At 67.0% G+C, this 15,035-nt stretch carries 9 protein-coding genes; 2 read left to right on the top strand and 7 right to left on the bottom strand.

The window, feature by feature from the left end:
• Positions 1-4,225: type I polyketide synthase (locus tag O5O46_RS08115; RefSeq protein WP_269854615.1), on the bottom strand; the 4,225-nt coding region annotated here is incomplete at its 3' end.
• 672 nt (positions 4,226-4,897) lie between these two features.
• Between O5O46_RS08115 and O5O46_RS08120 the strand changes: the two genes are divergently transcribed.
• Positions 4,898-6,265 carry a carboxylesterase family protein gene (locus O5O46_RS08120; protein ID WP_269854616.1) on the top strand — a complete coding sequence of 456 codons (1,368 nt, stop codon included), beginning with the start codon at positions 4,898-4,900 and terminating at the stop codon, positions 6,263-6,265.
• Positions 6,266-6,358: 93 nt separating this feature from the next.
• Here O5O46_RS08120 and O5O46_RS08125 read toward each other — a convergent pair whose 3' ends face one another.
• The 6 genes from O5O46_RS08125 to O5O46_RS08150 all read right to left on the bottom strand — a co-directional run bounded on the left by O5O46_RS08125 (position 6,359) and on the right by O5O46_RS08150 (position 13,151).
• Positions 6,359-7,033, bottom strand: coding sequence for a YbhB/YbcL family Raf kinase inhibitor-like protein (locus O5O46_RS08125; protein ID WP_269854617.1), 675 nt, complete (start codon positions 7,031-7,033; stop codon positions 6,359-6,361).
• 70 nt (positions 7,034-7,103) lie between these two features.
• Complete coding sequence (locus O5O46_RS08130; protein ID WP_269854618.1) at positions 7,104-8,165, bottom strand: TauD/TfdA family dioxygenase; 1,062 nt, start codon at positions 8,163-8,165, stop codon at positions 7,104-7,106.
• A gap of 71 nt (positions 8,166-8,236) precedes the next feature.
• Positions 8,237-9,343 (bottom strand): phenazine antibiotic biosynthesis protein, encoded by a 1,107-nt coding sequence (locus O5O46_RS08135; protein ID WP_269854619.1) that lies wholly within the window; start codon positions 9,341-9,343, stop codon positions 8,237-8,239.
• Positions 9,340-10,284 (bottom strand): HpcH/HpaI aldolase/citrate lyase family protein, encoded by a 945-nt coding sequence (locus O5O46_RS08140; RefSeq protein WP_269854620.1) that lies wholly within the window; start codon positions 10,282-10,284, stop codon positions 9,340-9,342. Before O5O46_RS08140 ends, O5O46_RS08135 begins: the two co-directional genes overlap by 4 nt.
• Entirely contained in the window at positions 10,281-11,450 is a 1,170-nt protein-coding gene (locus O5O46_RS08145; protein WP_333482347.1) for a CaiB/BaiF CoA transferase family protein, read from the bottom strand. Before O5O46_RS08145 ends, O5O46_RS08140 begins: the two co-directional genes overlap by 4 nt.
• Before the next feature lie 72 nt (positions 11,451-11,522).
• A complete protein-coding gene (locus tag O5O46_RS08150; protein WP_269854622.1) occupies positions 11,523-13,151 on the bottom strand; it encodes an MDR family MFS transporter in 1,629 nt (542 codons plus the stop codon).
• A 408-nt stretch (positions 13,152-13,559) separates the two neighbouring features.
• Between O5O46_RS08150 and O5O46_RS08155 the strand changes: the two genes are divergently transcribed.
• Complete coding sequence (locus O5O46_RS08155) at positions 13,560-14,873, top strand: cytochrome P450 (protein ID WP_269854623.1); 1,314 nt, start codon at positions 13,560-13,562, stop codon at positions 14,871-14,873.
• Positions 14,874-15,035 lie beyond the last annotated feature (162 nt).

Consider the following 15,035-nt stretch of genomic DNA (forward strand, 5'->3'; position numbering starts at 1 on the left):
CGTGACCGATGTTGGACTTCAACGACCCCAGCCACAACGGCTGCCCCTCGGGACGATCCTGGCCGTACGTGGCCAGCAACGCCTGAGCCTCAATCGGGTCACCCAGCCGAGTCCCCGTGCCATGAGCCTCTACTGCATCGATCTCAGCAGGAGAAAGCCCAGCCGCCGCCAGCGCCTGACGAATCACACGCTGCTGCGACGGACCATTCGGCGCCGTCAAACCATTCGAAGCACCATCCTGATTCACCGCACTCGAGCGCAACACAGCCAACACCTCGTGGCCATGACGGCGGGCGTCAGACAACCGCTCCATCACCACCACACCGACACCCTCAGACCACCCAGTGCCATCGGCAGCGTCGGCGAACGACTTACAACGGCCATCCGCAGACAGCCCACTTTGCGCCGTGAACTCGAGAAACATGTCGGGGGTGGCCATAACTGTGACACCGCCGGCCAGGGCCAGCGTGCACTCCCCCGACCGCAACGCCTGCGCAGCCAGGTGCATCGCCACCAACGACGAAGAACACGCCGTGTCCACACTCACCGCAGGCCCCTCAAGGCCCAACGTGTAAGCCACACGGCCAGAGATCACGCTACCCGCGCCACCAGTGAGCAAATGCCCCTGTAGTTGCTCACTGCCACGAGAGACCAGATCCGCGTATCCGGACTGGTAAGCGCCAGCAAAGACTCCGGTCGGGCTGCCCGCCAACGAAGCAGGATCAATCCCCGCCTGTTCCAACGCTTCCCACGACACCTCCAGCAACAACCGCTGCTGAGGATCACTAGCCAACGCCTCCCGAGGCGAAATCCGGAAAAACGCCGCATCGAACTCGTCGACACCGTCGATAAATCCGCCCTTACCCGTCGCCAAGGTCCCGGACCCGGGTCCGTCGGTACCCAGTAGCGCATCCAGATCCCAGCCACGATCAGTGGGGAACGGGATTATGCCATCGGCCTCGGCGGTCACCAGCCGCCACAGATCGTCCGGACCCGACACCCCACCGGGAAACCGACACGCCATCCCCACCAGAGCGATCGGATCACCGTCGGCTGAAGCCAACGCCGACACCACAGCCGCCCCGGTGGGTTGCGGCTCACCGAACTCGCCCGCCAAATAACGCGCCAAACGAGTAACAGTCGGGTAGTCGAAGACCACGCTGGGAGCCAGATCGAGACCCGTCTTGACTTGCAGCAGGTTGCGCAGCTCGATTCCTGTCAGGGAGTCGAAGCCCAGTTCCTTGAAGGGCTGGTCACTATCGATCTGTGTGCTCGAAGCGTGTCCCAGCACGGCCGCGGCGGAATCCCGCACCAGATCAAGCAGGTTCTGTTCCCGTTCCGCACCGGCCAGGCCAGCCAACCGCTGCCGCAGACCATCGGATATTGCTGTGCCCTGGCTCGAGGCCTCCGGCGCCTGGACAACCTCCGGCAGGTCGGACAGCAAAGAGCTCGGGACAAGGGAGTCTTCACGGTGCTGGATACGCCACGACGCGAGAGCCGGCATCACCGAGGCGGCCACACCACTATCAAGCCCCAACTCGCCCGCCAAGGCCTGCACATCCTGCTGCTCCACCGACGCCCAGAACCGCTGATCATCCCGATCCACAGCGCCAACCGAGGCAGTCGGCCCCACCTCAGGCCAAAAACGCTGCCGCTGGAACGCATACGTCGGCAGCGGAACTCGCGTAGCGCCACGACCAGCAAAAACCCCAGGCCAGTCCACGGCCACACCATGCGCATACAACTGTCCCACCGCCGACAACAACGTCTCGGCGTCAGGGTGCTGGTGCCGCAACACCGGCGTGACGAGGGTGTCCGGTGCGCAGCTGTGTTGCGCCAGGCCGGACAGCACCCCGTCCGGGCCCAGTTCCACCAGCGCGGTCACACCCTGATCGGCCAGCCACCGCACCCCATCGGCGAACCGCACCGCATCCCGCACCTGACGGACCCAATACCCCACCGAACACAACTGCTCAGCCGTAGCAGCCCGACCCGTCACATTCGACACCACCGGAATCCGCGGCGACCGGAAACACACCGTCCCCAGCACACCCGCGAACTCCTCCAACATCGGATCCATCAACCCCGAATGAAACGCATGCGACACCCGCAACCACGTCACCCGAAGACCACGAGCAGCCACCAGCCCCGCCACATGGTCCACTTCGTCCTGCGGCCCGGAGACGACGACGGAGTCAGCGGTGTTGACCGCTGCGATGGACACAGCGTCGGGCAGCAGCTCCTTCACTTCGGCTTCGGGTAGCGGGATCGCGGCCATCGCCCCGCCCGAAGGCAGCGTCTGCATCAACCGGGCCCGGGCCGCCACCACCCGACAGGCATCCCGCAGCGACCACACACCCGACACATACGCCGCCGTCACCTCACCAATCGAGTGCCCCAGCAGGTAATCCGGGCTCACTCCACAGGCACGCAGCACCTCAAACAGCGCCGCCTCCACCGTGAACAGCGCTGGCTGCGCCCACCCCGTCTGCTCCAACAGATCCGCATCAACCCCCCACATCACCTCACGCAAGGGGCGGTCCAACAAAGGGTCCAACTCCGCCGCGATCGCGTCCACCGCCGACGCGAACACCGCAGACCGGTCATACAACTCGCGAGCCATCCCCACCCGCTGAGCACCCTGACCGGTAAACAACACACCCACCCGAGCACCGCTACGGGCACTACCACACACCACCCCCGCAGCCGACTCGCCAGCAGCAGCGGCCCGCAGCCCAGCCATCAACTCATCACGATCACTGCCCACCACCACCGCACGGTGATCGAACACCGCACGCGAACTGACCAGCGACCACCCCACATCCACCGGCCGCAACGACGAATCCGACCCCACAAACTCCAACAACCGGCCCGCCTGCGCACGCACCGCCTCAACCGACTTCCCCGACAACACCCACGGCACCACACCACCCACACCGAAAACACCAGCGCCGACGGGTTGATACTCCGCAGACCCAACCTGGCCATCGCACCTCGGAGGAGAGGTGACTACTACGTGGCAGTTGGAGCCGCCGATGCCGAACGAGGAGACTCCCGCGAGTAGTTGCTCGTCCTGCTCCGGCCAGGACATCGCCTCACGAGGGACCCGTAGACCCCATTCGCGGAAACGGATTTCTGGATTGGGGTATTGGAAGTTCAGGCTCGCGGGAACACTGCGGTGACGGATCATCATCACCGTCTTCAGCAGGCCAACGATTCCCGCTGCGCCTTCCAGGTGGCCCAGATTCGTCTTAACCGACCCCACAAGGAGGGGACGACTCTCTTCTCTGTTCTTTCCCAGAACGGCGCCCAGCGCCGCGGCCTCGATCGGGTCACCGACCTTCGTTCCGGTTCCGTGCAGTTCGACGTACTGCACTCGGCGCGGGTCCACCCCGGCGCGGTCATATGCGGCGCGCAGCACTGCCTCCTGCGCTGACGCACTGGGGACGGACAACCCCCGGGTCGAGCCGCCATTGTTCACAGCGGTGGCTCGAATGACGGCGTAGATGTCGTCTCCGTCGGCGATCGCGCGAGACAGCGATTTCAGGACGACGAAACCACCACCTTCGCCCCGGACGTATCCATTCGCTCGCGCATCGAAGGTGTAGCAGTTACCGTCCGCGGAAAGGGTGCCGAGCTTCGCCGCCATCTCCGCGGATTCTTCGATGAGGTTGAGGTGCACACCGCCCGCGAGGGCGGTCGTCGACCTTCCGCTCAGCACAGCTTCGCAGGCCATGTGCACGGCGACGAGAGAAGAGGACTGCCCTGTGTCGACCGCCATGCTTTCGCCGTGCAATCCCAGGAAATGCGAGATCCTGTTGGCGATCAGAGCGCGCTGGGTCCCTGCCTGGGTGTATTGATCGATGTCCCTGGCATCAGCGGAAAGGCGCAGTTTGGCGTAGTCGTCCGCCATGACGCCGACGTAGACCGCGACCTGATCGCCTCGCAGCGTGCTCGGGATGATAGCCGCGTCCTCCAGAGCTTCCCAGCTCAGCTCCAACGCCAACCGCTGCTGCGGATCCATCTCGACCGCTTCGCGTGGCGAAATCCCGAAGAAACCAGGATCGAAAAGATCGACTTGGTCCAGGAAACCGCCGCGACGGACTGCATCACGCCACCGGGAATCGCGGAGACCCGGGCCGGGCCACCGGTCTCCTGGAACATCGGTGATCGCGGACGCGCCCGAGTGCAGCAAGGTCCAGAGGGCGTTCGGGTCGTGCGCCATGGGTAGTCGACACGACAGCCCCACCACTGCCACACGTTCGTCGAACGGCTCGGAATCAATGGGCCACTCAGAGCGCACAGGACACATCGAGTACCTCCGGTCGAGGGTTTTCTCCTGACGAGCCGCAAAACCACGCTCGGGACGAACCGTCTTCACCGCGCCAAGTCCGTCCAACTCACCTCGCAGGCGAAGACGATCGGACACGCCGGATCGTGCGAGCGTGACGACGCCGCAAATCGACAGGACAGAGCAAAGCTAGCGCGGTGATCAGCGACAACAACTCCTCAACCTGGTAGTCCGGTCATACCTGTGAACGCCTGGCGAACCGGCTCGCTCCCCACACGAGACTGATCCGCAATCGCACGACCACCAGCACTAGTGGTTCCCCGACCGAGAAAGGTCTGAAATCATCAACCGGTGCTACGCCGTCCAGAACGGCGCCGCCACCGACGGTGTCCGCTCCCCCGACCAGTTTCCCGAGCGCCCCACCATTCGCGTCGTTGGTGTGCCACAAGTGCGCTGGCGTTCGGTGGTCACGGTGGGCGCCACGAGCGCTCCCGTGACTGCCTTCAACTCTCCTGCGTCGAACAGCGCGGCGCGGACGGTGAGAAGTCCGCCCTCAGGATTTGGAGCTGGCAAATCATGCGTGACCTTACTGACCGCGATCTGGTGGTGGAGACCTCGTCCGGCTCGGTGCAGGGATTCATGGATCGAGGGGTCCCGAACTGGCGCGGCGTGCCGTACGGCCGAGTTGAGCAGCGTTTTAGGCCGCCTGTGCCGGTCACCCCGGTGGAGCAGGTTGACGCGCGCCGCTGGGGGCCGGTCTGCTGGCAGCTTCCGATTATGACTGGTAAGACGCTTTCAGCGGTCTTCCCGGACGTCGCCGAGAGCGAGGACTGCCTCAACCTCAACCTCTGGTCACCCGATCCGAGCCCGGACGCGCGCCGACCGGTCCTGGTCTGGCTGCATTTCGGCAGCCGGGCGTACGGCAGCGGCAGCACGCCGACGATCGACGTCTGGCATTTCGCCGCTCGCCACGGCGCGGTGATCGTGACGCCGAACTACCGTCTGGGGCCCTGGGGTTGGCTCTATCTCGGTGCGCTCGATCCGGATTTCAAGGACAGCGCCAATCTGACCATTCTCGACCAGGTGATGCTGCTGCGCTGGATACGGGAAAACGTGGCGGGGTTCGGCGGTGACCCGGACAACGTCACTGTGTTCGGCATGTCCTCCGGCGCCTCCGACCTGGGCGCCCTGCTGGGCGCACCGGCGGCCAAGGGGCTGTTCCACAAGGCGGCCCTCTACAGTGGCGCCCAGGCTCCGATGGCCGAGGAAGACGCTGTGCAGTTCGCCGAGGAGTTTCTCGCGGCCGCGGGACCACTGGCCGCCACGCCGGCCGACCTGGTCCAGCTGCCCAACGTGGGCCTGCGGACCATCCACCGGCGACTGCTCCGGCAGAGCACCGCCCGCGCCAACGGCCCGGTCATCGTCCGATATGGACCTTTCGTCGACGGGGACGTCCTTCCTCAAGCGCCGCTCGACTCGCTCGAGGCAGGGCTCATGGCCGACGTTCCGTTGCTGGTGTCGAACGTCGCGGAAGAGGCCGGGGTGTGGGACTGCTGGAACGCGGTCGACCACGCCTATTCGCACGTGCTGCCCGACGCCGATCAATCGGTGGACCATGACGAGAAGATCAGGGTCTTGTCCGAGATTCGCTGGGTGGGACCAGCCAGGGAGTTGTTGGCCGCCCAGTACAAGGGCGGCGGGCACGGCTGGGCGCAGAAGTTCGACTATGCGCCTTCCACCAATTGGCAGACCGCGCTGGCCTACCCCGCCGTGGCGAAGAGGCCGGTTCATGGGGCCGACGTGGCCTCGCTGTTCCTCGACCCGGAGGGAGACGTCGGCACGGATGACGACCGGGCCGTCGGCGCGCTGGAGCAGGCGGCACTGCTCGCACTGGCCAGAGACGGGCACGTGCCCTGGGCGCAGTGGTCGCCGGAGCAGCAGACACCGCACCGGATCGCCGCACCGTCGAACTGAGGCAGCGACAGCCCCGTGGCGTGGGAATCACGTTCGCGCCACGGGGCTGGCTTTGGCCGAGTGGGTCACCCCTGCGAGCGGCCTGCCCGCTGGTCAGGGGTTCTCGTAGATACCGTCGATTCGACCGCGCGCCAGGACGTCAGTGGCGGCGGCGAGCACGGCGCGCGGCTTGGCCGAGTCCAGGTCCGTGCTGCCCGGCACCGCGGTGATCGGCTTCGCGAGCGCGAAGAGCTGGAACACGTACCGGTGCGGGCCGTGTCCCTTGATGGGCGCCGGTCCCAGGTAGCCGCGGCCTCTACCGGATCGCAGTGGTCGCACACCTGCTACGGGGTTTTTCGCATCGAGCGCCCCCCGGCCGAGACTGGTCACCGAGGGATCGACCAGGAAGACCCCGTGGATGAACGGTTTCGGCGTGGGCGCGTCGGGGTCTTCGATGACCAGCAGCAACTGTGCCGTACCTTCCGGCACTGTGGCCCAGCTCAGGGCGGGGGACAGCTCTTCGCCGCCGATTCGCTTGCCAACGTGCACGACCGGAATCGTCGCCTCGTGTGCGAAGTCGGGGCTGGTCAGGGGGAGTTCGTCTCCACCGGCCAGGTTCGGTGCGTTCCAGGCGAGGTCGGCATTCCCCGCCCGCCGGTTCTTCAATAACTTTCCGAGCACTGCCATTGCTTCTCCTCGTCGGTTCGCGCCGAACACCATACCGACCACCACGACGTGTGCCGAGTCGACCGGAACGTCGAGCGGACGAACGGGCGGCAGCGCCGTCAACCGCGTTGCCGCCCGATCTGTCCCGTCTCAGGCGATCCTCGCTGTCCACGCCGGAGACGGTGCGCCCGGCTCAGCCGGGGATCACCACACCCAATTCCTTGGCCTGCCGCCGCTGGAACTCGCCGAACTCCCCGTGCAACTGCCAGCGCAGAGCGCTGCCGCGCAGCGTGCCGGGCTGCCTGGTGCCCCATGCGGCTTCGAACTCCGGCGGCAGGAGGCGGCTCGACGGCACCGAGAACCACATCCGCAGCAGGTGGCGCCCCGCCTCGGACTCGTCGCTGTCGAACGCTGTCCGGCCGTGCAGCACCAGGTGGCTGTTGATCAACTGCAGGTCACCTGGCTGGAACTGCATGGCAGTCACCAGATCCGGTCGGGCGGCGATCTCCTCGACCGCGGCGATGGCCTGCCGCTGCCGTTCGGTCAGCCTCGGCGCGGCCGGATTGTCCTGGCTGCGCAGGATCCGGCGGATGTAGAACCGGCACGTGGTGCGCCCCTCATGGCGGCCGAAGACGGGACACATGAAGAAGTCCGGGTGGTTCTCGTCCGGGGAGGCGACATCGGCGAACGGCAACGGCTCGTACAGGGCGGTCAGCAGATCGGGGTACACCCAGGACAACTCCCGGCGCACCGCCTCGGCGCTGACCACTAGGCTGGTGCCCCCGTGTGAGGCCGCGCGCCGGCACAGCAGTCCGACGATGTCGGTCGAATCGATATGGAATCCGATGTGCTGGTTCGAGGTGTGCACCCGCAGCCGTCCGGCCCGGCCCTCGTCGCGGATGTCGACGATGCTCGCGTCGGCGTTGTTCTGGATCAGTGGCACGCCGACGTGCATGCCGAGGCCCCAGTAGAGTCGGCGGACCTCCTCCTCGGTCTTGCCGTTGACGGGTATGCCGCGGATCAGCGCGAATCCCGGCTCGTCCTCCAGTGACCGTACGATGCGCCGTAGTTTCGGCCCCACCTTGGGCAGGGGAAAGTCGGCCGGGCTGGCCGCGAAGTCGGATTTCCCGCTATCGACCAACGTGGCCAGCGCGCCGTCGATTTCGGCCGCCTCCGACACCGTCAACTCGTACAGCCACGGTTCCTGCCCCGGTTCCTCGGACATTTCCCGTTCGTCGCTCAGCAGAATCGACATGACCCTCGTCCTTTCCCGGGACAGTCAACAAACGCAGTTGTCGTCGAGCACGATCGTGGGTTCATCGACGTTCAGTAGATGCCTTCGATCACGCGCTCGCCGCCGAACTTCTCGACCGGCCGGGGATCGGCCACCGAATCGCCGAACTGGCCTTCCGGGCCCGGCACCCGGACTGCTGAGTCCCGTTCCAGGTTGTTGGGCAGGAACATGCCCTTGCTGATGTGGTTCATCACGACCTGCCCACGTCGGCCGTATTCCACGGTCTCCCGCGTCTCTGGATCGACCACGTGGAACGTCACCACCGGGGTGTACGGGTCGTAGACGATGTGGTCGCCGTCGCCGGTTCCGGCGCGTTCCGACGCCCCCTCCAAAATCATGGCGCTGTTGTACCGGCTCACCATCCGCACGTTGGGGAAGTGCAGGTGCGACAGTTCGAACCGCTCGTCCGCGGTCATGTGCGCGCCACCCCAGAACACCACGGCGACCTTGGCGTTGATGAGTTCGACGAGCCGGGGACGCCCCGAACATGCCCGCAGCAGCGGCGGTGTGATCACCAGGAGGCCGACGTGCTGGCTGCTGAGCACGTGCTCGATCTGGTCCAGCACGTGCTCGACGTAGGCCTTGACCTGGTCGTGTTCGCCCCGGCTGATCAGTTTCTTGACCCAGCGCGGGTCGACGTCGATGGTGAACTTGATGGTGTTCTGCCGCTTCACCACGTCGTCGTACTGACCGCCGATCTTGTGCGGCCCGGTCGGCGCGGCGATCAGGATGTTTCCGGGTTCCCGCCCGGCGAACACCGGCCCGGCGAGCATCCTGTTGATCGAGCTCTCGAACCAGTCGGGCATCAGGATGACGCGCTTGGGCGCACCGGTGGTGCCGCCGGTCTCGAAGACCTTCGGTGCCGGCGGGTTGGGGCCGTAGCCCTGCGGGACCAGGTCCTCCACGGGGATGCCCCGCAACTCGTCGACGATGTTGGGAAAGAGCCTCAGGTCGTCGTAGGTGCGCACATCGTGCACCGGATCGAAGTCGAGCGATTTGGCCCGTTCGAGCCAGAACCGCGAACCGGTTTCGGCGCCGAAATGCCATTCGAGGGCGGTCCTGAGGTATTCCTCGGGGTCGGTCGGGCGGACCGCCGGGTCCAGAACCGCCCACCGCTTGTCGGCCATGACGCCGGTCATGAAGAACCTCCCTTGTTCCGGGTGTTGCTCACCGATTCCGATGTCTCTCCCTGGTCCACCGGCCACGCGAAACCCGTGATCAGGTTGAGCGCGTTGGCCAGTTCCAGTACTTGTTTCGCCCTGGCGAGAGCGGGAGGCCCCACCATCTTCCCCTGCGCCGTGATGGTGATCGATCTGCTTTCCATGGCGGCGAGATCCACGGCCGCGCAGATCTCCAGGGCGTCGTCGATCTCGTCCATCGTCGGGGTGTAGACGTCGTGGATGATGGGGATCTGCGCGGGGTGAATCGCCATCCGGCCGAGAAATCCAAGCCGGCGACCGTGTTTGCTGGTGACGAGCAAACCGCGCAGATCGCGGGGCTCGGCGTAGACGCTCTGACACGGGTTGGGCAGGCCGGCGGCGCGTGCGGCGGTGATCACCCGGGCCCGGCTGGCGTCCATGGTCGGGCCTTCGGCGGTGGTGTTGAGGTCGGCCCGCAGGTCGGACTCGCCGAGGCCGAGCATGGTCACCGTGGGAGACGCGGTGGCCAGGGCGAAAGCGCGTTCCAGTGCGCCGGCCGACTCGATGAGTACATGGATCTTCGCGGGGTGACGGAGCTCGCGCAGGATGTCGGCGACGCGCCGGACCTCGTCGGGTAAGCCCACTTTGGCCATGCGTATCCCGGCGAGCCCGGTACCGGCCACCGCGCGCACGTCGTCCTCGCAGAGCCCCGATGACATCGAGTTCACTCGCACGTAGGTGGGTTTCGAGGCGGGCGAGGTGATCGCCTCTGCGACGATCTCCCGGGCTTCGAGCTTCTGCGCGGCCGGGACGGCGTCCTCCAGGTCGAGGATCACCGCGTCGGCTTCGGTGGCGTAGGCGCGGGCGATCCGGTCCGGGTGGTGGCCGGGCACGTACAGACAGCTGCGGAAAACCTGGTGCTTGCGCTGCTCGTCGCTCATGCCCCGGCCTCTCCTGTCGAGGAGTGGGCCGTCTCGGCTCGCGCCAGGGTGCCGCACACGTCCTCGGTGTGTGATCCGACGGGGGGCCCGGCCCAGTCGATACGTCCCGGTGTGGCCGACAGCCGGAAGGGGACGCCCGGCATGCGCACCGTGCCCAGTTCGGCGTCGGGCACGTCCACCGTGAGGCCGCGTGCCCGGAACTGCGGATCGGTCAGCACGTCGTCGACCTCGTAGATGGGAGCGACCGCCGCTTCGGCCGTCTCGAAAGCGGCGACGACCTCGTCGCGGCCCCGGGCGGCGATCCACGGCCGGATCGCGTCGTCGATCACTTCGCGATGCGCGGCCCGCCCGACGCCGGTGGCGAACCATGGCTCGGCGCACAGGTCGGGTCGGCCGACCAGCCGGACGACGCGTTCGGCGACCGAGCGCGCCGGTGCCGACAAAGCGACCCAGCGCTGGTCCGCGCAGCGGTAGACGTTTCGGGGTGCGCTGTTGTTCGACCGGTTGCCGACCCGGTCGGGCTTGATGCCAAGGTGTTCGTAGACGGTGAGTTGGGCGCCCAGCGCGCCGATGAGGGTCTCGGTGATCGCGACATCCGCGATCTGGCCGGTACCGATCAGGTCGCGGGCGCGCAATGCGATCAGCACCGCGAGGGCGGTGTGCAGTCCGGCCACGGCGTCGCCGAGCGGGAACGCCGGGAGCGCGGGCGGGCCGTCGGGTTCTCCGGACATCGCCGCCAGCCCGCTCATCGCTTCCGCGAGGGTGCCGAATCCGGGACGGCCCGCATACGGCCCGTCCTGCCCGAACGCGGTCACCCTGGCCAGAACGAGCCGCGGGTTGGCCTCGGTGAGCACCTGCGGACCAAGCCCCCAGCGTTCCAGCGTGCCCGGTCGGAAGTTCTCGATGACCGCGTCGGCCTGGGTGGCGAGACCGACGAAACGGTCCGCGTCCCGGGCCTCGCGCAGGTCGAGCACAACGCTTTTCTTGTTGCGGCTCAGCATCTTCCACAGAAGCGGAACATCGTTGTACGCGTGGCCGTACCGGCGCACCGGATCGCCCGCGGGCTGTTCCACCTTGATGATCTCGGCACCGAAGTCACCGAGCAGTCTCGCCGCGAAAGGCCCCGCGAACAGTGTGGAGGCATCGATCACAGTGAGACCGGCCAAGGGTAAGGGAGTATTTGGCACCGTGGACCTTCCCTGTTCGGTTTTGCCGCGCGAACACTCGCGGAGTCCCGGTCATTCGTGCGGCGAAACGGAGTTTTCGCTCTGGCCGGTCCCCAGTGGCCTCCTGGGCGCGGTTCCGTGTGCACCGGCCGAATCGCGCAGCGGCACCGGCGGCCAGCTGACGAGCAGGAGCAGGCCGACGAGGCTCACTCCGGAAGCAGTCACGAACACCAGCCCCATCGAGTCGGCGAACGCCAGCTGGAACGGACGCGCCACGACGGCGGGCAGCGACTGGATCACCGCGCTGTCGTGCACCACCACACTCGTCGCGGCAGCGGTGTCGTTCGCCTGCAGCCCTGTCGCCAGTTCACGTGCGGCCGGATCGCTCGCCGAGGCGATGGTCCGTGCCACGGCGGCCCGGAAGGCCGGGCCGCCGGCAGCGGCTTTCACCTCGCCAGCGATCGCCGTTGGCGCGTAAGCGAAGAACAGCGAGAGGAAGAAGGCCAATCCGATGGTGCCGCCGAGCTGCCGGAAGAAAGTCACCGCCGCGGTCGAAACCCCCATGTCCGCGGGCGGCAGGATGTTCTGCATCGCCAGCGTGAGCGGCTGGTTGAACATGCCGACACCCAGCCCGAGGACCAACAACAGCAGCATGAGCAGCCAGAAGTCGGAGACAGCGGTGAGGAAATAGAGTCCCAGCAGACTCGCCACGGTCAGCACCCCGCCGACGATGGCCTGCGCCCGGTACCGCCCGGTGCGTGCGATGAGCTGGCCGGAGCAGAGGGTGCCGACAATCGCGCCCAGCATCGTCGGCAGCAGGCGGAAACCGGCCACCATCGGATCCACGCCTTGGGACACCTGGAAGTACTGGGGAATGATGCTGATCACGCCCACCATCACCGAGCCGACGACGAACGAGACGACCGACCCCTTGGCGAACGATCGGTTCGCGAAGATGCGCAGCGGGGTGAACGCCCTCTCGCCGGCCAGCTTCTCGGCCCACACGTACGCCGACATGCTGGCCGCGAACACGGCGAAACACACGAGCGACCGGGTCGATCCCCATCCCCAGGAGCGGCCCAGTTCGGCGACGATCAGCAGTGGTGTGATGCCCACGGTGAGCAGCAGACCGCCGAGCCAGTCCACCCGGCCCCCGGTCCGCTGCATGGGATCGAAGTTCAGCACACGCACGACAACGGCCAGCGTCACCAGGCTGAGCGGCACGTTCAGCAGGAAGACCCAGCGCCAGCCGGCGATGCCGAGGATGCTCTGTGTGTCGGCCAGTACGCCGCCGATCAGCGGGCCCACCAAGTTCGCACCGGTGAACACTGCCAGGAAGTACCCCTGGTATCTGGCGCGCTGCCGGGGCGCGACGATGTCGCCGAGGATGGTGAACGCCAGGGACATCAGGCCGCCGGCACCGATGCCCTGGACGGCGCGCAGCACGGCGAGTTCGTAGAGAGAGGACGCGAACGTGCAGCCCAGCGAGCCGAGCGCGAACACCGAGATGGCGACCACGTAGCACGGTTTGCGGCCGTAGAGGTCGGACAACTTGCCGTACAGCGGCGTGACGATCGTCGAGGTCGCCAGGTAGGCGGTCGTCACCCACGCCAATAACGAATAGTTGTGGAAGTAGTCGGCGATGGTCCGGATGGATGTCGCCACGATCGTCTGGTCCAGCGCGCTGAGCGAGACGCCCATCAGGAGTCCGCAGAGGACCAAGAGGATCTGCCGGTGGGTGAACCCCGCGTGATCCGGCGGTTGCCCGTGACCAGGCGTCAGACTCGCCATGCGGACCCCCCTCCTTACGAGTTCGCCACCGGATCACGGCGAACTTACGTAGGCTCGCCGAGGCAGGTCAAGGTCGTGCGCGGGGGGCTCCGGACCACCGTCGGTGGCGGACCATTGCTGATCGCAACCCGGTTTTCGACTGCGTTTTCCGCGCGGTTGAACACTGGGCGCCGGTCGGTCGCCCGGCGCATGGCCTCGACCACGTTACTCGCCACCCGCGTCGGCGTGACCGGACGCACGGCCCACTCAGACAGCTGGCTCGCTCCCGGCACGGCAAATACATTGCTCGCATGACGGTTTCCGACCGGGGAGGCGACTTTGCATCTGCCGGACACTGCGCGCTGGGCACTCACCCACGGGCTGATCAGGCTCGTGATGCGCAGGGAGGCCGCCCGGGACAATCCAGCCACGCGCCGCGTCACCGATCCGCAGGTGCGGGCGAACCCGTACCCGCACTACGAGACGCTGCGCACTGACGAGCCGTTCGTGGGCGGGCTGGCCAGCAAGGTGACGGTGCGCCATGGCGTGGCCACCGACGTACTGCGGGCCGCGACGCTGGGCGCCGCGACGTTCGGCGGCGCGCCCGGCCTGATCCGGCGGATCCTGGCCGCCTCCGGCACCGGCGCGGCGCGCGGTGTGTTCGAGCCGCCCTCCATGGTCGCCGTGGACCCGCCCTACCACAGCCGCTACCGCAAGCTGGTCACCCGCGCGTTCACCGCGAAGGCCGTGACGGCACTACGGGAGCGGACCGAGCAGGTGGCTGTGGAACTGCTCGACGAGCTAACCGAGTTGGATGTGCAGCAGCCCGTCGACCTGGTCCGGCACTATGCCTCGCAACTGCCGACGGTCGTGATCTGCGAAATCCTGGGCGCCCCGACCGACATGCGCGACCAGTTCCTGATCTGGAGCGACGCGGCGGCGAGCCACCTCGACCCCGGCATGTCGCGGCGGCAGTTCCTGGCCGCGCAGAAGGACATCGACGCCCTGCTGGACTGGCTGCGCGGGCACTTCGCCGCGCTGCGCCGCAACCCCGGCCAGGACATCCTGTCCGACCTGGTCAACTCGACGGACACCGACGGCCAGAAGCTGACCGAGGTCGAGCTGCTGGCCACCGCGATGCTGGTGCTGGCGGCCGGGTTGGAGACCACGGTGAACCTGATCGGCAACGGCATCGCTCTGCTTGAGCAGTATCCGGACCAGCGTGCGCTGCTGGCCGAGCGTCCCGAGCTGTGGCCGAACGCGGTGGACGAGATGCTCCGGGTGGAGTCCCCGGTGCAGCGGATCTCGCGGCGGGCGTTGCAGGACACCGAGATCGCGGGGGTCGCGCTGCGCGAGGGCGAGATCGTGGTGGTGATGCTCGGCGCGGCCAACCGTGACCCCCTGGTGTTCACCGAGCCGGCCAGGTTCGACGTCACCCGCGCGAACGCCGGCAAGCATCTGGCGTTCTCCAGCGGCATCCACTACTGCCTGGGTGCCGCGTTGGCCAAGATGGAGGGCGAAGTGGGGCTGCGTGCGCTCTACCGGCGCTTCCCGGATCTGACCCTGCTCGACGAGGGCGACCGCAAGCCGACCCGGAACCTGCGTGGCTTCGACCGGCTGACCGCCTCGCTGACCCCGGCACCGGTGCGCTGATCCAGATCTCGGACGGGGAGAAAGGGCCGGGAAGAAGCCCGGCCCGATCGATGTCTCCACGGTCACGGGCAAGGTCATTGCGTGATCACGAATGCTCGGGCTTCGCGTGTGACGTGACGTCATGTTCCTTTGCCTGCCCCGGCAAAGGACGCGGAACCGGCC

This window comes from Streptomyces sp. RPT161, assembly GCF_027533845.1.
Classification (GTDB): Bacteria; Actinomycetota; Actinomycetes; order Streptomycetales; family Streptomycetaceae; genus Streptantibioticus_A; species Streptantibioticus_A silvisoli_A.

Bases quoted from the DNA above. Each gene is read 5' to 3' on its own strand.
- O5O46_RS08150 (WP_269854622.1), bottom strand. From the start codon at position 13,151: ATGGGCGTCTCGCTCAGCGCGCTGGACCAGACGATCGTGGCGACATCC.
- O5O46_RS08135 (WP_269854619.1), bottom strand. From the start codon at position 9,343: ATGACCGGCGTCATGGCCGACAAGCGGTGGGCGGTTCTGGACCCGGCG.
- O5O46_RS08130 (WP_269854618.1), bottom strand. From the start codon at position 8,165: ATGTCGATTCTGCTGAGCGACGAACGGGAAATGTCCGAGGAACCGGGG.
- O5O46_RS08140 (WP_269854620.1), bottom strand. From the start codon at position 10,284: ATGAGCGACGAGCAGCGCAAGCACCAGGTTTTCCGCAGCTGTCTGTAC.